The organism is Stenotrophomonas sp. YJH_SMC_94-11 (genome assembly GCF_059370435.1).
This window is the reverse complement of the sequence record NZ_JCAFTR010000004.1, coordinates 275,808-292,348: the sequence shown is the minus strand read 5'-3', so window position 1 is coordinate 292,348 and position 16,541 is coordinate 275,808. Positions and strand designations below refer to the sequence as shown.

Genomic DNA, 16,541 nt, shown 5'->3' with positions numbered 1-16,541 from the left:
CAGGGGCAAAGGGATCTGACCCCGATCTTTGCTGGTCTCATCGTTCTATTTATGTTTGCAATATTCACTTGCGCGCCAGATTGGCAGGTCTAGAATGCGCCCCATGAACCGGATGCCGCTCCTGAAGTTTTTCACCCTGACCCGCGCAAGCGCGGAACGGGCGTGTCTGCCTGGAGCCCCACGAGGCCGTTGAGACGGCCATCGCTGGACCTTCGACAGAGCGCCCTTCGGGGCGCTCTTTTCGTTTCCGCAGTTCCATTTCCCGTAACCCGATGTACCGCAAGGAGAACGTGCCATGCACCAGATCGCCGAGACCGAACGCTAGCCGCGCACCCTGTCGCCAACCGGGGTGCGCGGCCCCCGAAGTTGGCTTTGCAGGAACCTTTCTCATGAACACCCAAGTCCTTTCCCGCCGTCGCAACCTTGGCATCATTGCCCACATCGATGCCGGCAAGACCACGCTGACCGAACGCCTGCTGTGGAAAAGCGGCGAAATCCATCGCGTCGGCGAAGTGCACGACGGCAATGCGACCACCGACTTCTCGGCGATCGAGCGCGAACGTGGCATCACCATTGGCGCGGCTGCCGTGCAGGCGCAGTGGGCACCGCGCGACCTGCCGGCGCATCGATTGACCCTGATCGATACCCCCGGCCACATCGATTTCGCCATCGAAGTCGAACGTTCACTGCGCGTGCTCGACGGTGCCGTGGCCGTCTTCTCGGCCGTGGACGGCGTGCAGCCGCAGTCCGAGACGGTGTGGCGCCAGGCGCGTCGCCATCGCGTGCCGCTGATCGCTTTCGTCAACAAGATGGACCGCATAGGCGCTTCGTTTGAGCGCGTGCTGGAGCAGCTGCAGGACAAGCTGCGCGCGCGGCCGTGGGCGCTGGGCGTGCCGTTGGGCAGCGAAAGCGGCTTCAATGGCTGGGTCGATCTGGTCGATGAGCGCGTGCTGCAGTGGCAGGAGGGCGGCGCAACCACGGTGACCCCGTGGGACGAAGCGGCGCGCGCCCAATGGCAGGCCCAGCGCGATGCGCTGGTCGAAGCTGTGGCCGATCATGACGAAGAACTGGCCGATGCCTGGCTGGAAGGTCGCGTGATTGGTGCCGATATGCTGCGCGCGGCGATCCGGCGGGCGACGCTGGCAGGTGCAGGCGTGCCTGTACTGGCCGGTGCTGCGTTCAAGGACAAGGGCATCGAGACGCTGCTGGATGCCGTGGTCGATTACCTGCCGTCGCCGCTGGATCGCCCTGCTGTCAGCGCCGAAAGCGATGAGGGCGAGGTGATGCTGCCGCCGGATCCGGACGGTCCACTGGCGGGCCTGCTGTTCAAGATCACCCACCAGCAGCACGGCGCGTTGAGCTTTGTGCGGCTGTACTCGGGCACCTTGAAGGTGGGCGACGCGGTGGCCAGTTCGCAGCATCCGCAGGGGCGGCGTGTCAGTCGCCTGGTGCGGGTGCAGGCCGACCAGACCCATGACATCGAGCAGGCCGTGGCCGGTGACATCGTCGCGGTACTGGGCTGGAAGGATGCGGTCAGTGGCGAGACGCTGAGCAGCCGTGCGCAGCCGCTGCGGCTGGAGAACATCCAGGCCCAGGCGCCGGTGCTGGCCTGGCGGTTGGAGCCGGCGCGTGCGGCGGACCTGATCCGGATGGCGCAGGGACTGGCCAGCCTGGCCCAGGAAGACCCCTCGTTCCGTGTGGAAACGGACCGGGAAACGGGTGAAACCCTGGTCTGGGGCATGGGCGAGCTGCACTTGGAAGTGATGGTCGAGCGCCTGCGCAGCGAATGGAAGGTCGACGTGGCCGTAGGTGCGCCACGCGTGGCCTACCAGGAGACGCCGATGCGCCCGATGACCGGTGTCGTCGGGCGGCTGGTCAAGCAGACCGGTGGCCAGGGCCAGTTCGCGCACGTGGTGCTGGATGTGACGCCGCGCGACGACGACCTTGTCGTGTTCAACGACCGCATCGTCGGTGGCGTGGTGCCGCGCAGCTTCATCGCGGCGGTGGAAAAGGGCGTGCGTGCTGCGCTGTCGGAAGGTCCGCAGGGACATCCGGTGGTCGGCATCGAGGTCAGTCTTGTCGATGGCCAGACCCATGCCAAGGACTCTTCGGAGATGGCATTCCATCGCGCAGGCGCCGAGGCGATCAAGGCGGCGCTGGCCGAGGGTGGCACGCAGCTGCTGGAGCCGGTGATGGCGGTGACGGTGCATTCGCCGTCGGCGTCGGTGGGTGATGTGGTCGGCGACCTCAACCGGCGCCATGGCCGCATCGCCCGCATCGAGGACCAGGACGGTCGTGCCGAGGTCAGTGGTTTCGCGCCACTGGCGCAGTTGGTGGGTTACACCACCTCGCTGCGTTCGCTCAGCCAGGGGCGGGCCAGCAGTGAGGCGCACCTGCACGGCTATGAGCCAGTACGCGCGGCATAGGCAAGGTGAGGGGAGCCCGTTCGCGGGCTCCCATTTTTTTGTTCGGGTTTCCGTATCCACGCATGGCGTGGATCTACCGGGTGACCGGGTCGCGAGCTCTGCAGTAGATCCACGCCATGCGTGGATGGATCCGCACCGACACGGCAACATTGGCGCTGCATCGCAACAAATCTGTAGAAAATGCTGGATTAAAGTGATGCCTCACGATAAATTGCGCACCCCCCGTTGCTCGCCGCCGCCCGCACCCCTCTCATGCGTGATGACAAAGACCCCGGAACCTTGGAGCTGACCCTGCCGCGCAAGCGCGGTCGTCCGCCCAAGTTCGGGTACGCGATGAGCGATGCGCAGCGGGCGGCGCGCTATCGTGCGCGCAGGGCAGGGCAGGCCAATCATGCCGACGTGCGTTCCTGCAGCGACATGGTGCTGCTGGACAAGATCCGTGCGGCGGTCAGTGCCCGCGACACCGAGCTGGCCGGTTTCCTGGTCCACGTACTCTGGCAGCGCTACCCCCTGCAGCTGAAATAGTTCGCCGATGGGGTGGCCGTTGTCATCGAGCTTGTTGATAATGCGGGATTCAGGTTGTTCCCGCTGGCGTGCCCGGGATGGCAGGCGCGCATGATCGAACGGTTCCCAACATGACCACCACCAGCGACACCACCACCGAAGCGGCGCCGAGCGGCGCCCCCCTGTTCTATACCCGCCCGGTGCCGCTGCAGGCCGATGTGCATGCCGATCTGCGCATCCTGCCGGGCAAGCTGGAGTTCGCCGCCGGCAACAATGCCATTCCGCTGGTGCTGGGCGAGTTCTCGCTGGCCCTGCACCACTTCCCGATCCTGTTTGCCGGCCCGAGCGCGGTTCCGATGGCTGCCGTGGGCGTGTCCGACCAGAACCTGTTCATCAAGGATGGCCTGTGGGAAGACGAGGCCTACATTCCCGCCTACCTGCGCCGCCACCCCTTCATCTTCATCGACACCGGTGCGGAGAATGATTTCCTGCTGGGCATCGACGAAGAGAGCCCGCGCGTGGTCAACGGGGGCGAGGAAGGCCAGCCGCTGTTCGTTGACGGCAAGGCGACCGAGATGGTGCAGCAGGCCCTGGAATTCTGCGGCCAGTACACCCGCGAACACGAACAGACCCAGGCCTTCTCCAAGGCCCTGGTCGACAACGGCCTGCTGGTGGAGCGCAACGCCACCGTGCGTATCCCGGATGGCCGGGAGTTCAACCTCAACGGCTTCCTGGTCGTGGACGTCGAGAAGTTCGTGGCGCTGCCGGAAGCAACCGTGGTCGAGTGGCACCGCAGTGGCTGGCTGGCACTGATCCACCAGCACCTGATGTCGCTGGGTCGCTTCAATGACCTGACCCGTCGCCAGGTCGAGCGTCTGGCCGCGTGATCAAGGGGTTGGGCAGGGTTCCCGCGACGCGGGCGCCCTGTCCGGCCTGCAGTACGCCCAGCAGGCGACGTGCGTCGGTCCAGTCCGGCGTGGCGTCCTGCGCCAGATCGACCAGCTCGGCCGCGACGGCGGCGTGCTCGCATTGACCCAGCATCTGTAGTGCGCCCTGCAATCGGTGCGCGTGATGACCGAGCGCCGATGCGTCCGCATGATCGACAATCCGCTCGATCCTGCTGAGTTCATCGCAGATGTCGGCGCTGTAGGCCGCGTCCATTTCAGTCGCCGGCTCAAGCGCGTCCAGGCTCCCCAGCGCCGGAATGCCCAGAGCAGCGAGCAGTTCGGCGGCGCGCAACGGCTTGGCCAGCACCGCATCGAAACCCGAGCGACGGCAACGTGCGTGGTGACCTCGCCCGGTGCGGGCGGACAAGGCGATCAGGCGGAGCGGATGCCCGTTACGGGCGCGCAGTTCGCGTGCCAATGCGTAGCCATCGATGCCACGCAGCCCGATGTCGATCAACGCGGCAGGGCGGGGGTGGCGTATCTGTTCGGCCAGCGCGCTGGCCGCATCTTCCAGGGCACATACCTCGGCGCCCCAGCGCCGCAACTGTTCAGCAATGACGTGGCGATTGAGTGCGTGGTCCTCCACCAGCAGCAGTTGCAGCCCGGCCAGTGGCGTGCCCTCCACGGGCATGTCCCGGACACTCTCGGCAGAGTCAGCTGTGCACACCGGCAGGCGCAGGATGAAGCGGCTGCCGCGACCGAGGACGCTGTGCACGGTCAGATCGCCTCCCATCGCACGCGCCAGCTCGCGTGCAATGGAAAGCCCGAGGCCACTACCACCACGCTGATGCCCGTCGCTGCCTTGACGGAAAGGCTGGAACAGTTCGGCTACCTGTGCTGGCGCGATCCCGATCCCGCTGTCGATCACCTCCATCAGCAGCTCTTGCGGCCGCGCTGCTGGAAGCAGCCGCAGGCGCAGCTCGATGCCGCCGATATCACTGAACTTCACCGCATTGGCCAGCAGATTGCTGGCAATCTGGCGTAGCGCATCAATGTCCACCAGAATGATCGGCAAAGGTTCGGCCGGGGCATCAAGATGCAGTTGCAGCCCTTTCCGTTGCGCCTGTGGCCGAATGGCCTCCAGTGCCTGCCGGCAAAGCTGGGTCGCATCACAGGCTTGTGCATGCGGCCTGAAAGCGCCGCTGGCGAGACGCGAAAAATCCAGTGCGCGATTCAACAGGCCGCGCAGGGATTGGCTGGCGCTGCTGGCAGCGGCGAGCAGATCGCGCTCGCCTTTCGGCAGTGCCGATTGTCCAAGCAGCTCGATCGAGGCCAGTACGGCCTGCGCAGAATTGCGCATCTCGTGACTGATCATCCCGATGGCCTGCGCGCTGCGGCGGTCGCCCCGTACCCGCAGGTGACGGGTCATGGGCCACAGCAGCAGGGCGACCAGCAGAGGGGCCAGCAACAGCCAGCCGCGCGAGGGCGAGGCCTGCATCCAGTCCAGTGCGTTTCCCGCCGCTGCTGGCAGGGTCGGGCCTGCCCACAGGTGGAGCAGGCTCGCATGCTCCTCGAGTGTGATCTCCCGCAATGCCTGTCCGATGCGTTCAAGCAGCTGCTGGTCTTCCTGGCGGACGAGCAGGTAGAGGTCGGTGGAGAAGTCGCTGTCGAATGGCTGCAGGCGCAGGCTGCCGTTGAAATGGCGTCGAACCAGCGGGCGCAGCGTGGATTCCAGGCCAATCGCCACGTCGGCCACGCCGGATTGCACTGCCGCCAATGCTGCGTACCGATCAGGCAGGGGCTGCAGCCGGATCTGAGGGTGATGCGCGCGCAGCCAGCCGGCGTAGGGCCCGCCTTCAACCACGGCTACGACCCGGCCGTCGAGCTCGCGTATCTCCCGTGGCAGCCATTCGCCGGCGCGCCCTGCCAGCAGAGTGGCGCCGCCCCGGAAGCGGCTGGACGCGGCAAGGTCGGGGCAGGGTGGCTTCTGGTGTCTCGCACCGCCAAACACCATGACCAGGTCGGCCTCGTGATGGCACACAGCGAGGATTGATGCGGCGGTCGTCGGGTAGGGCTGTTCCAGGAAGCTGAGTTGGGCGTGACGCGCCACCAGGTTGGCGTAGCCATGGGCGAGCGTCGGCGGTGATGACGGATCGGCCATCGCCGCGGGCGCGGGGCGTAGGGACGGGGCGGTGGAGACCCGCACGCTGCTGCCCGGCAGCCAGCGTGGTGACCGGATATCTTCCGCCGACGCAGCGGGAAGGAGAAGCAGCACCAGCAACCCGAGGATCAGCAGGCACGGGCGCAATGGCGCATGGCGCCTCACGGAGACTCCAGCCGTTCACGCAGCGCATAGATCTCCACATCGCTGCGCAATCCCAGCTTGCGCAGCACCGCGACCTTCTGTGTGCTGACGGTCTTGATGCTGCGGTGCCGGCGCAGCGCGATCTCCGATACGGTCAGGCCTTCCAGCAGCAGCTCCAGTACCTCCCGCTCGTTGCGGCTGAGCTCGCCACGATCACCGGCCAGCCTGACGTCCGGCGGAATCCGGATCAGGCCCTGGAAGACGCGCACGATGGCGTCGGACAATGCCGCAAGGGGTTCGGCCTTGCTGACGAACCCACCGAGTCCGGCATCGATCAGGCTGTTGAGATTCGTGGTGGGAGAGAGCGTGGCGAAGGCCAGCATTGGTGTGCGCGGGAATTCGCGACAGAGCAGCGTAACCAGCTCGATGCCGCCCAGGTCGCCACGGGCGAGCGTGAGATCGATGATGGCCACATCCACGGGCAAGCGGTGCAGGCTGTCGATCAGCGCACCGCTGCAACCATGGCTGGCGACGATGTCGAACCGGAGATCGCCTGACAGGTGCAGGGCGGTGCCGCGACGGACGACTTCATGATCGTCCAGGAGCGCCAGGCGAAGCCGGCGCGGTGCAGGAAATCCATTCATGCGCGGGAGGTGGTCAGCGCCCGTGGGCGTGGCCGCCATTCTGGCGCCGCTGTCGCGTCGAACATCGAATTTGTTGCGTTTTTACGACTATTCCTAAAGATCGATGTATGAGCTCCATCGATAAGAGCTGATCCATGGGCTGGACGTATCGTCAGGTTGAAAGCCGTGTGGACGCAGTGTCCTGGCGCGCTCTCGCTGGGTACAGGTGGCCTGGGTTGCAGGGCTGCCAGCACCCTTCGAGGGGGTATTAATGTGACGCGTCACGCCGAAGTGCCTGGTCACCCGCGAGCCGAGTGGCGGTTGGCGATCTATCGCACCGACTGAGGTACGCGCCTGAGCCTGCCGGTGTCGTAGCCCATGGCGGCGATGCGCTCCACGGCGTGCTGGTAGTCGCTGTCCGACACGTGCGGGGTACGCGCCATGTACCAGACATAGTCGCGCTTGCTGCGTGCGACGATGGTCTGGCCATAGCCGTCGTCCAGCCAGGCAATCACATACTCAGCCTGGATCGGCCAGACGAACTGCATGCCCCAGATCGCGCCATTGCCGTTCTTCTCCACCCGCCCAACCGGGTGCATCGACTTCTGCGGGGCGTCGAAGCTGCCCTTGCGATAGGTGAAGGTCGTCTGGATGCGCCCGTCCGGCCGCAGTGCATAGCTCTCAACCGCGTCGAAGGCCTCGCGCTCCGGCCATGAGGGTATGTGGGCGATCACATACCAGTCGCCCATGAAGCGCGGCACGTCCACCGAGGGCGGGCGGGGCAGGGGACGGGTATCGCTGGAACTGCAGCCGGAACCGAACAGGCTCAAGGCCAGCAGGGGAAGCAGGGAGCGCATGCGCATGTCACACCTCAACGGGGACGGAACAGATAGTGGGCAACCAGCCACTGTTGGCCATCGTCGTAGCCGAACAGCTCGGCGCAGGCCATCCAGAACATGCGCCAGCGCTGCCACCAGATCTTCGCCGCCGCCTGGCCGTAGGTTGCGACCAGAACCGGCATCACCGCCTCGCGGGCCGCATCCTGGTTGGCCAGCCAATGGTCGGCGGTGCGCTGGTAGTGGGTGCCGTCCAGCAGCCAGCGCTGATCGAGTCGCAGGTCGCGCTGGAAGTGCAGCAGGGTGTCAGCGGCCGGCATCAGGCCGCCGGTGAAGAAGTGGCGCCCCATCCAGTTGTCGCCACCCTCGGTCTCGAACGGGTACATCAACGTGCGATGGGCGAAGATGTGCACGAACAGCGCACCGTCGGGCTTCAGCCACTGCGCGATGTGCGCCAGCAGTCGCTGGTAGTTGCGCACATGCTCGAACATTTCCACCGAGACACAGCGATCGAAGCGTGCCGTGGGCAGCTCAAGCTGGTTGACGTCGCGAGTCAGTACCTCGACGTTGTGCAGGCCCCTGGCCTGGCATTGCGCCATGATGTGCTGGCGCTGGCTGTGCGAGTTGGACACCGCAGTGATGTTGGCCTGCCGATAGCGTTCGGCCATCCACAGGGTCAGCGAACCCCAGCCACAGCCCAGTTCGAGAATCTGCTGGCCGTCGGCAAGTCCGGCACGCTGGCCATACAGTTCCAGCATCGCCTCCTCGGCCTGGTCCAGCGTTTCGCGCCCGGTGGGGTAGTAGCAGCTGCTGTACTTCAGCCGCTTGCCCAGGCAGGCCTGGAAGAATGCCGCGGGAACTTCGTAGTGCTGGCGGTTGGCCGCGTCGGTATGCAATGCGAGCGGACTGTCGGTCAGTTCTGCGATGCGACGGCTGAAGCGCGCGGACTGTGCCTCGATACCTCCCGCCGATTCCTCATGCAGGCGTTGCGCGCACAGGCGCCGGATGCCGGCACGCAGCGCCGCATCGGGAACCAGCCCGCGTTCGGCCCAGGCGATCAGCCCGGTTTCCGGATCTTCGGCCGGATTCAGTGACGGGATCGCGCTCATGCGGAATGCTCCTTGGAAGAACGGGGGAACCAGGGAAAGAACATAGGCGTGCTGCGCTGGTAGGCACGGTAGTCGTCGCCGCGGCTGCGCAACGCCTGCTTCTCGGTGAAGGGGATACCGCTGAGATAGCGCAGGAACAGATACATCAGCAGCGGCCCGGCCCACGCCAGCCACCACAGGGGGGAGCCGACGGCAAGCAGCACATAGGTGAACCAGTGCAACCACTCGAAGAAGTAGTTGGGGTGGCGTGAATAACGCCAGAGCCCTTCGCGGCAAGTGCGGCCCTTGTTCACCGGGTCGGCGCGGAAACGCGCGAGTTGGCGGTCGGCCAGGCTCTCGCCGCCGACGCTCAGCAGCCAGGCCAGGGCTGCGGCGACTGTCCACGGTGTCAGGCCAGCATGGGGATTGGCTGCCACCGCAACGAAGGGCAGGGCGAACAGCACGACCAGCAGCGCCTGCGCCATGAAGAAGCCAAAGATCTTGCCCTGGTGGCTCTGCCAGTGTTCGCGCAGATAGCGGTAGCGCCCGTCTTCGGGTTCGCTACGGACCCGGCGCCACAGGTGCAGCGCCAACCGGCTGCCCCACAGGCCGCCGAGCAGGCCCAACGCAATCCGGGGCAACATCGCGCCATCGCCGAGCAGCGCCAGCAGCAGGGCAGAGGCACCCACGCCCTTGGCCCAGAGCACGTCCACGACGCCGATGTTCTGGTGGCGGCGTTGCCAGGCCCAACCCCAGCTCATCACCAGCACGGCATACAGCAGTACCCACAGCAGATTGATCATGGCGATGCTCCGGCCAGGGAGGGCGGGGTGGTGCGAGAGCCGCGACGAGCGGTGACGCACAGCAGCGAAAGCGCGATGCACCAGCCCGCGCCCAGCACCAGCAGGCCCTGCCACGTGGGTGCGGCGAAGCGGACCGCATCGAAACCGCGCGCTGCGGAGAGGTAGGCCAGCGGTGCCAACAGCAGGCCGAACAGGGCCGGCAATGCAGGGTGGCGCAGCAGGAAGCGCATCGAGGTGGTCAGCGTCATCGCGAACGCGGCCCACAGCGCCATGATCCAGGGAGGCGGCACCCAGCCCAGCGGGGCGGCGGCGTAGCGCACGGTGCCGCTGGCGGCAGCACTGGCGTCGACCAGCCATGCGCAGGCCAGTGCCAACACCATCAACCGAAGATCCAGCCGTGGTTGCGGCGACGTCAGCAGCTGGCTGCCGATGTAGAGAGAGGCTGCCAGCAACGCCGGCCACTGCCAGCCGCGCCCTGCGCCGGCTACGGCGCACAGCCAGACCAGCTGGTTGCCAAGCAGATTGGGCCAGAACCTGCGCATCTCAGCTGCCTTGGCCCGATGAGGCGCCCGGGCGATGCCCCGGGCGCGCCATCAGCAGATGGGAGACCCCGATCGAGCGCTCCAGGAAGCCGCCCTCGCAGTAGGCCAGGTAGAACTCCCACAGGCGGCAGAAGCGCGTATCGAAGCCCTGCGCCTGCACGTCGGGCAACCGGGCGAGGAAGCGCTGGCGCCAAGCGCGCAGGGTCAGCGCGTAGGAGTGGCCGAAGTCCTGCTGGGCGATCAGCTGCAGGTCGCTGGACCGCGTTTTGGCGGCCATGATCGCGTTGATCGACGGAATGAAGCTGCCGGGGAACACATAGCGCTTGATGTAGTCGACGCTGCGCCGGGCCTGCTCGTAGCGATGGTCCTCGATGGTGATGGCCTGCAGCAGGGCAACGCCATCAGGCTTGAGCAGGCGCTGCAGCGTGGCCATGTAGGTGTCCAGGTATTCTGCGCCGATGGCTTCGATCATCTCGATCGACACCAGCTTGTCGAACTGGCCCTGCAGGTCGCGGTAGTCCTGCATCAGCAGCGTGACCTGGTCCTGCAGGCCGGCCGCCTGCACGCGCTGGGCAGCCAGCGCGTGCTGCTCGGCGGAGATGGTGGTGGTGGTGACGTGGCAGCCGTAGTGCTGCGCCGCGTGCAGCGCAAAACCACCCCAGCCCGTGCCGATCTCCACCACGCGATCGCCCGGCTTGAGCTGGAGCTGCTGGCAGATGCGGTCCAGCTTGCGCCGGGAGGCGGATTCCAGCGACTCGTCTTCTGTGTCGAACAGGGCGGAGGAATACATCAGGTCCGGCGACAGGAACAGGGCAAAGAAGTCGTTGCCGAGGTCGTAGTGCGCGGCAATGTTGCGGCGGCTGCCTTCACGGCTGTTGCGGCGCAGGCGGTTCCAGCCGCGCAGCAGCCAGCCACCCACGCGGGCCGGGCCGCGCTCCATGCCGTCGAGCAGGTCGCGATTGCGCACCAGCAGCCGGATCAGCGCCACCAGGTCATCGCAGTGCCATTCGCCCTGGATGTAGCTTTCACCTGCGCCCACGCTACCTTGCGCTGCAACCTTGCGGTAGAACGCCGGGTCATCGATGGTGACGGTCACCTGCAGTTCGCCATGGGCTTCGCCCAGCCAGACGTCGCCGAGTGCATCACGCACGCACAGGCGGCCGTCGCGCATGGGGGCAAGCTGTTCCAGCAGGCGGCGGCGCAGGAAGGCATCCAAGGCGCCGGGACGCGGCAGGGCGACCAGGGGAGTCATCGAGTTCATCGCGGTTTCTCGGCAAGGGCAGGGTGGTCATGCACGGGGTTGCGCTTCAGCCACAGCCGCAGCGCGTGCCAGTGGATGGCGGCCATCACCTGCAGGGTCATCAAGGGATAGCAGGCCAGGACCCGGGCCAGCCCGCGGCCATCCAGCGCGTGCCGCTGCATTGTCTGGGTGGCATCAAACTGGCGAACGCCTTGGCGCCAGACCTGCATGTGCACGCGCAGATCATCATCCGGGCAGTTGAACCGCCAGTCGTAGTGGCAATCCATCGGCATGAACGGTGAGACATGGAAGCGCTTGTCGAACCGCCAGCGCAGCGAGGCGCCTTCGTGGGTGGCCGTGGCGACTGGCAGCACATAGGCGTGCCGTTCCTTCCAAGGCGTATTGGTGATCTCGGCGACGATGCAGTCCAGGGTGCTGCCATCGGACTGGTAGCAGTAGTAGAAGCTGACCGGGTTGAATACGTGCCCGGCGAAGCGAAGATGGGTGAGCAGGCGTACCGGGCCGGTAGGCCGATAGCCCAGGGTGGACGCGGCACGGTCGCGCACCGCATCGGCCAGTGGTTGTGCGGGATTGCCGAAGTAGTCGCTGCGGCGGAACTCGGCCAGGTTGCGGCGATTGACCGACCACAGCCAGCGCCCGGCGAACACGGTCTCCAGCTCGTCAAGATCGAGCAGCAGCTGCGCGATCGGATAGCGGAATGCGTGGGGCTGCGGATGATGCCGTCGGTGCATCACCTGCCCGAAGTAGAGTGCGCTGGCACTCACGCTGCCACCTCGCCGGGTACAACGCTGTCACGGTGCGCGGCGCACTCGCGCATCGCGTCCACCACGCGGCGGGCGCTGCGGATGCCGTCTTCGTGGAAGCCCCAGCCCCAGTATGCGCCCGCGAACCAGGTGTGGCGGCGGCCCTGCAGCTCTGCCCAGCGCTGCTGGGCACGGATAGCGGCATGATCGTGCACCGGGTGGGCATAGTGCAGCCTGCGCAGCACCTTGGCCGGGTCGATCGCCTCGCTGCGGTTGAGGGTCACGACCAGCGGGGTGTCACCGGGCAGGCCCTGCAGGAGGTTCATGCAATAGCTGACCGTACAGGGCGCGCCTGGATCCCTGGGAACGTGTGCATTCCATGCAGCCCATGCCTTGCGGTTGCGCGGCAGCAACGATGCATCGGTATGCAGTACTGCTTCGTTGGGCTGGTAGCGGATGGCGCCGAGCACTTCGCGTTCGGCCGGATCGGCGTCACGCAGCAGGGCAAGCGCCTGGTCGCTGTGGCATGCCATGATGACCTCGTCGAAACCCTCCACGCCCGCCGCGCTGTGCACGCGCGCGCCCCACGGCATGCGTTCGACCGAGTGAACCGGGCATTCCAGCCGCTCGCGCACCCGCCAGCGGGCGCGAAGGGCATCGACATAGCGTGCCGAGCCACCGCTGACTACCCGCCAGGGTGCGCGCCCGGTCATCTGCAGCATCTGGTGGTTGGCCATGAACTGGGCCAGGTAGCGGGCCGGGAACTGCATGACCGTGGCGGTCGGTGACGACCACAGTGCCGAAGCCATCGGCAGCAGGTGCTCGTCGATGAAAGCGGTGCCGTAGCGCTGGCTGCGCAGGTACTGGCCCAGTGTCGGGCCTTCGTCTTCCGCCAGCAGCAGCGGCGCATCCCGGTAGAACCGGCGCAGGTCGGCCAGCATTCCCCAGAAACGTGGCGAAACCAGATTGCGACGTTGGCAGAACAGGCCATCCAGCGAAGTGGCGTTGTACTCGACGCCACTTCGCTCGCTGTGCATGGAGAAGCTCATGGTGGTCGGCTGCGAGGCCACACCCAGTTCTTCGAACAGTGCCGTCAGCAGTGGGTAGTGCAGGGGATTGAACACGATGAAACCGGTATCCACCGCCATGCGCGTGCCGTCCACCTGCACGTCATGGGTGTGGGTATGTCCGCCCAGGTAATCGTTGGCCTCGAACAGCGTCACTTCGTGTTCGCCGTCCAGCCACCAGGCACTGGCCAGGCCGGCAATGCCGGAGCCGATGATCGCGATGCGCATGTCAGTACCTCGCCTTGGCCAGTACCCACTCGGGGATGGGCTTGAGCCCCTTCACCAGGCCCATGGCCGCCATTGCGCGCAGCCCGTACCAGGTCAGGTCGATCTCCCACCAGCGGAACCCCTGGCGGACGGTGCCGGGGAAGAAATGGTGGTTGTTGTGCCAGCCCTCGCCGAAGGTAAGCAGCGCCAGCCAGAGGTTGTTGCGGCTGTCGTCGCGGGTCTCGAAGCGCCGCCGGCCAAAACGATGGGCCAGCGAGTTGATGGTGACGGTGGCGTGGAACAGCACCACGGTGGAGATGAAGAAGCCCCACACCAGCAACTGCGGACCAGAGGTGTGCAGCCCGGGCGCCCAGCGCTCCAGGCCGGCGCCGAGTGCGTACAGCGCAGCGGCCAGCAGTACCGGCACCGCCGTATCGAAGCGGTCCAGCCAGCGCAGCTCCGGGAAGCGCGCCAGGTCAGGCACGCGCGATAGATCCGTGGCGAATGCCTCGCGGGTGAGGAACCAGCCCATGTGGCTGCGCCAGAAGCCGCCTTCGCGCGGCGAGTGCGGGTCCAGCGGTTGGTCGGCATGCCGATGGTGATGGCGATGGTGGGCCGCCCACCACAGCGGCCCACGTTGCACGCTGGACGCGCCGATCACCGCGAACACGAATTGCACCGTTCGCGATGCCTGGAACGTCCGGTGCGAGAAGTAGCGGTGGTAAAAGGCGGTGATCGCAAACATGCGCACTGCGTAGAGGGCTGCGGCGACGATCACTGCCGTCCACGAGATACCTACCCAGATCACCGCGATGCAGGCCAGGTGCATCAACGCGAACGGTACGGCGCGCAGCCAGTCGATGCGTCCGGGCTCGCCAGCGGCGTGGTCTGCAGCGCTGCCGGTGTCGACCCAGCGCTTCAGGGTGCGCAGCAGGCGCCAGCGTCGGCGGGGGAGGGGCGCTACAGAGGCCATGGCGGATCTCGGCGGGTGTCGTGTCTTCCTCTACGCAGCAGTGCGCGCAATGGATGCGGCCGGCTGTGGAGAATTTCGGCTTCACTTGGGCATCACGCTGCAGCGCCCGACCAGGGGTTGCGTCCAGGCCTGTTGCCATTCGTTGGCGGACCGCTCGGCCACCGGCGAGCTGAAGCGCACCGTGACCTGTGGGTAGGTGCCGCGGGTATCGCGCAGGTTGCTGGTTCCGCGGAATTCCAGCAGGCGGCGGTCGGTGCTGGCATAGACCAGCGACAGGCGCGGCGCGATGCCGCCGTACCAGGTGTCCAGACTGACCTCGATGGCCTGGGCGTCGATGCCCTGCCAGCGAACCGGGCCGGTGTGCCGCACCTGCACCGGGAAGAAGCGCTGCCGCCCCGGCACCAGGAAAGGCAGACTGATGCGTTCACCTCGCAGCAGCGCTGGCCAATGCTGGCGCACCGCGGCGTCGAAGCCCGTGTCGATCACCGCATCCGGAGCCAGCTCAAGCCGACGATGACGCAGCTCACTGGCGGCATCTTCTTTCCAGGCGATGGACACCGACTCGCCACTGGCGTCGACGTCAGCGGTTTGCCCACTACGGCTGTCCTGCAGCGAATAGCCCCGGGCCAGCGGGCGGGCGCTGGCCGGCAGATGCTTGCGGGCGAAGGGGCGGCCATCCGGGCACTGATAGAGCACCCAGCGCTCGGCACCCTCCGATGGGCCGCGCCGCCAGTGCACTTCACGATAGAGCAGATCGCCCTGCGCCGAGGTGGCCACGCCCTCGTTGCGCAGCCAGGGCGCCGCCAGCGCGGCATGGGGCAGGCACAGCAGCAGCCAGGCAGTGCGCATGGTGTTCATCCGGTAGGGAGGCTCAGGTCATACGGCGGGCGCGGCTGCTTGGATGCACAGTGCCTGCTGCATCCAATGGCCGCCCCTGCGCGTAGAGAGGACAGACCTTCACCTGCCCGCCGCTCACGCAGATGTACCCTGACGCTGCCAGCACCCTCCTCAACTTCGATACCGCACGCACCGTGTCCAGTTCCCAGCAGCCCAGCAGCGAGCCGACGAACTGGGCCGATGACATGGACAGTGTGGCGCGGCTGCGCGACCGCGACTGTTTCATGCGGATCTATGACTACTTCATGCCGCGGCTGTGCGTGTATCTGCGTGGCCTGGGGGCACCCGACGCCGTGGCCGAGGAAATGGCGCAGGAGTGCCTGCTGCGCCTGTGGTTGCGGGCGGCCGAGTATGATGCGGCCCAAGGCGCGCTGAGTACCTGGCTGTACCGGATCGCGCGAAACCTGCATATCGACCGCATCCGTCGCGAGCGCAGCTGGATGCAGGTGCAGGCAGCGGTGGAAGACGCCGCTGCCGTGGAGATGATCGAGCGCAGCAGCGCCGAGCAGTTCGCCGACCAGGCGCGCCTTCGCCAGCGCATCAACGAGCTGCCTGCCGTGCAGGCGAGGCTGGTGCGGATGTCCTATTTCGAGGCGAAGAGCCACAGCGAGATTGCCCAGGCGCTGGGCATGCCGCTGGGAACGGTAAAGTCACACCTGCGACGTGCGTTCCTGCAACTGCAGGCCAAAGTGGGAGGTGCGCTGTGAATCCGCACCACCACCTGCACGAATCCACGCTGATGAGCTATGCCGCCGGCGCGCTGCCGGCGCCGTTGAGCATCGTGGCCGGTGCCCACCTTGAGCAGTGCCCTCACTGCCGCCAGCGCCTGCGCGATGCCGAGGCGATCGGCTCGGTGCTGCTGGAGCAGACCCAATCGCCCGCAGCCGATGCGCGTCGCGAGCAGTTGCGCGAGGCCATGCTGATGCAGTTGGCCTCGGAAGTGCCGAGCGCCATCGCCGGAACCAGGCGCCCTGTGCCGAGGGAGCGGCCCGAGGCCGATCCGGATCATCTGCCTGCCGCGCTGCATCCTTACTTCGGCGCTTCGCTCAGTGCCCTGCGCTGGCGCTGGATGGCGCCCGGCGTGCACTGCATCAGGGCGGAGCAGATGCCCTCGCTGATCATGCTGAAGATTGCCCCGGGCAAGTGCCTGCCGATGCACAGCCATGGCCGCAGCGAACTGACCCAGATCCTGCGGGGCTCGTACAACGACGCGCTGGGGCTGTTCGCGCCGGGCGACGTGGCGGACCTGGATGAGGAGGTAGAGCATCAACCGGTAACTGCTCCGGGTGTTCCCTGCATCTGCGTTTCAGCGCTGGACGCGCCGTTGGTGTTCAGTGGCTGGTTGGCGCGGAAGATCCAGCGTTTCGTGAAACTCTAGC

At 66.5% G+C, this 16,541-nt stretch carries 16 protein-coding genes; 5 read left to right on the top strand and 11 right to left on the bottom strand.

Annotated elements, in window-relative coordinates:
- Nucleotides 1–389: 389 nt before the first annotated feature.
- The 3 genes from fusA to AC5P74_RS10165 all read left to right on the top strand — a co-directional run bounded on the left by fusA (nt 390) and on the right by AC5P74_RS10165 (nt 3,817).
- Nucleotides 390–2,426, top strand: a complete 2,037-nt coding sequence (fusA, locus tag AC5P74_RS10175) for an elongation factor G (protein ID WP_053496663.1) — start codon at nt 390–392, stop codon at nt 2,424–2,426.
- Nucleotides 2,427–2,678: 252 nt separating this feature from the next.
- Complete coding sequence (locus AC5P74_RS10170) at nt 2,679–2,951, top strand: hypothetical protein (RefSeq protein WP_005409616.1); 273 nt, start codon at nt 2,679–2,681, stop codon at nt 2,949–2,951.
- A 110-nt stretch (nt 2,952–3,061) separates the two neighbouring features.
- Nucleotides 3,062–3,817 (top strand): SapC family protein, encoded by a 756-nt coding sequence (locus AC5P74_RS10165; protein ID WP_346607203.1) that lies wholly within the window; start codon nt 3,062–3,064, stop codon nt 3,815–3,817.
- On the opposite strand, the gene AC5P74_RS10160 is transcribed toward AC5P74_RS10165, so the two are convergent.
- The 11 genes from AC5P74_RS10160 to AC5P74_RS10110 form a co-directional block, all read right to left on the bottom strand.
- Nucleotides 3,774–6,143 (bottom strand): ATP-binding protein, encoded by a 2,370-nt coding sequence (locus AC5P74_RS10160; RefSeq protein WP_495204910.1) that lies wholly within the window; start codon nt 6,141–6,143, stop codon nt 3,774–3,776. The genes AC5P74_RS10165 and AC5P74_RS10160 overlap by 44 nt on opposite strands.
- Nucleotides 6,140–6,766, bottom strand: coding sequence for a response regulator transcription factor (locus AC5P74_RS10155; protein ID WP_053496660.1), 627 nt, complete (start codon nt 6,764–6,766; stop codon nt 6,140–6,142). The genes AC5P74_RS10160 and AC5P74_RS10155 overlap by 4 nt, the downstream gene beginning before the upstream one ends.
- A 308-nt stretch (nt 6,767–7,074) precedes the next feature.
- Nucleotides 7,075–7,608, bottom strand: coding sequence for a lipocalin family protein (locus tag AC5P74_RS10150; protein ID WP_346607204.1), 534 nt, complete (start codon nt 7,606–7,608; stop codon nt 7,075–7,077).
- 8 nt (nt 7,609–7,616) lie between these two features.
- The gene (locus tag AC5P74_RS10145) at nt 7,617–8,690 is read right to left on the bottom strand and encodes an SAM-dependent methyltransferase (protein ID WP_346607205.1); all 1,074 of its coding nucleotides are present in this window, start codon (nt 8,688–8,690) and stop codon (nt 7,617–7,619) included.
- Nucleotides 8,687–9,472, bottom strand: coding sequence for a DUF1295 domain-containing protein (locus tag AC5P74_RS10140; protein WP_346607206.1), 786 nt, complete (start codon nt 9,470–9,472; stop codon nt 8,687–8,689). The genes AC5P74_RS10145 and AC5P74_RS10140 overlap by 4 nt, the downstream gene beginning before the upstream one ends.
- The gene (locus tag AC5P74_RS10135) at nt 9,469–10,014 is read right to left on the bottom strand and encodes a DUF2878 domain-containing protein (RefSeq protein WP_065196725.1); all 546 of its coding nucleotides are present in this window, start codon (nt 10,012–10,014) and stop codon (nt 9,469–9,471) included. The genes AC5P74_RS10140 and AC5P74_RS10135 overlap by 4 nt, the downstream gene beginning before the upstream one ends.
- Nucleotide 10,015: 1 nt before the next feature.
- The gene (locus tag AC5P74_RS10130; RefSeq protein WP_346607207.1) at nt 10,016–11,275 is read right to left on the bottom strand and encodes a class I SAM-dependent methyltransferase; all 1,260 of its coding nucleotides are present in this window, start codon (nt 11,273–11,275) and stop codon (nt 10,016–10,018) included.
- Nucleotides 11,272–12,039: a DUF1365 domain-containing protein gene (locus tag AC5P74_RS10125; protein WP_053496657.1), complete on the bottom strand. Its 768-nt coding sequence runs from the start codon at nt 12,037–12,039 to the stop codon at nt 11,272–11,274. Before AC5P74_RS10125 ends, AC5P74_RS10130 begins: the two co-directional genes overlap by 4 nt.
- Entirely contained in the window at nt 12,036–13,313 is a 1,278-nt protein-coding gene (locus tag AC5P74_RS10120; RefSeq protein ID WP_329843515.1) for an NAD(P)/FAD-dependent oxidoreductase, read from the bottom strand. The genes AC5P74_RS10125 and AC5P74_RS10120 overlap by 4 nt, the downstream gene beginning before the upstream one ends.
- A gap of 1 nt (nt 13,314) precedes the next feature.
- The gene (locus AC5P74_RS10115; protein ID WP_053496655.1) at nt 13,315–14,265 is read right to left on the bottom strand and encodes an acyl-CoA desaturase; all 951 of its coding nucleotides are present in this window, start codon (nt 14,263–14,265) and stop codon (nt 13,315–13,317) included.
- 81 nt (nt 14,266–14,346) lie between these two features.
- Entirely contained in the window at nt 14,347–15,114 is a 768-nt protein-coding gene (locus AC5P74_RS10110) for a hypothetical protein (protein WP_206620798.1), read from the bottom strand.
- A 131-nt stretch (nt 15,115–15,245) separates the two neighbouring features.
- Here AC5P74_RS10110 and AC5P74_RS10105 point away from each other — a divergent pair, with 131 nt between their 5' ends.
- Nucleotides 15,246–15,869, top strand: a complete 624-nt coding sequence (locus tag AC5P74_RS10105; RefSeq protein ID WP_053496654.1) for a sigma-70 family RNA polymerase sigma factor — start codon at nt 15,246–15,248, stop codon at nt 15,867–15,869.
- On the top strand, nt 15,866–16,540 hold the full coding sequence (locus AC5P74_RS10100) for a ChrR family anti-sigma-E factor (protein WP_346607208.1): 675 nt from the start codon (nt 15,866–15,868) through the stop codon (nt 16,538–16,540). The genes AC5P74_RS10105 and AC5P74_RS10100 overlap by 4 nt, the downstream gene beginning before the upstream one ends.
- The last annotated feature ends 1 nt before the right edge of the window (nt 16,541 follow it).

Coding starts and splice junctions, on each gene's coding strand:
- fusA (WP_053496663.1), top strand. CDS start 390: ATGAACACCCAAGTCCTTTCCCGCCGTCGCAACCTTGGCATCATTGCC.
- AC5P74_RS10170 (WP_005409616.1), top strand. CDS start 2,679: ATGCGTGATGACAAAGACCCCGGAACCTTGGAGCTGACCCTGCCGCGC.
- AC5P74_RS10165 (WP_346607203.1), top strand. CDS start 3,062: ATGACCACCACCAGCGACACCACCACCGAAGCGGCGCCGAGCGGCGCC.
- AC5P74_RS10155 (WP_053496660.1), bottom strand. CDS start 6,766: ATGAATGGATTTCCTGCACCGCGCCGGCTTCGCCTGGCGCTCCTGGAC.
- AC5P74_RS10150 (WP_346607204.1), bottom strand. CDS start 7,608: ATGCGCATGCGCTCCCTGCTTCCCCTGCTGGCCTTGAGCCTGTTCGGT.
- AC5P74_RS10145 (WP_346607205.1), bottom strand. CDS start 8,690: ATGAGCGCGATCCCGTCACTGAATCCGGCCGAAGATCCGGAAACCGGG.
- AC5P74_RS10140 (WP_346607206.1), bottom strand. CDS start 9,472: ATGATCAATCTGCTGTGGGTACTGCTGTATGCCGTGCTGGTGATGAGC.
- AC5P74_RS10135 (WP_065196725.1), bottom strand. CDS start 10,014: ATGCGCAGGTTCTGGCCCAATCTGCTTGGCAACCAGCTGGTCTGGCTG.
- AC5P74_RS10130 (WP_346607207.1), bottom strand. CDS start 11,275: ATGAACTCGATGACTCCCCTGGTCGCCCTGCCGCGTCCCGGCGCCTTG.
- AC5P74_RS10120 (WP_329843515.1), bottom strand. CDS start 13,313: ATGCGCATCGCGATCATCGGCTCCGGCATTGCCGGCCTGGCCAGTGCC.
- AC5P74_RS10115 (WP_053496655.1), bottom strand. CDS start 14,265: ATGGCCTCTGTAGCGCCCCTCCCCCGCCGACGCTGGCGCCTGCTGCGC.
- AC5P74_RS10110 (WP_206620798.1), bottom strand. CDS start 15,114: ATGCGCACTGCCTGGCTGCTGCTGTGCCTGCCCCATGCCGCGCTGGCG.
- AC5P74_RS10105 (WP_053496654.1), top strand. CDS start 15,246: ATGTACCCTGACGCTGCCAGCACCCTCCTCAACTTCGATACCGCACGC.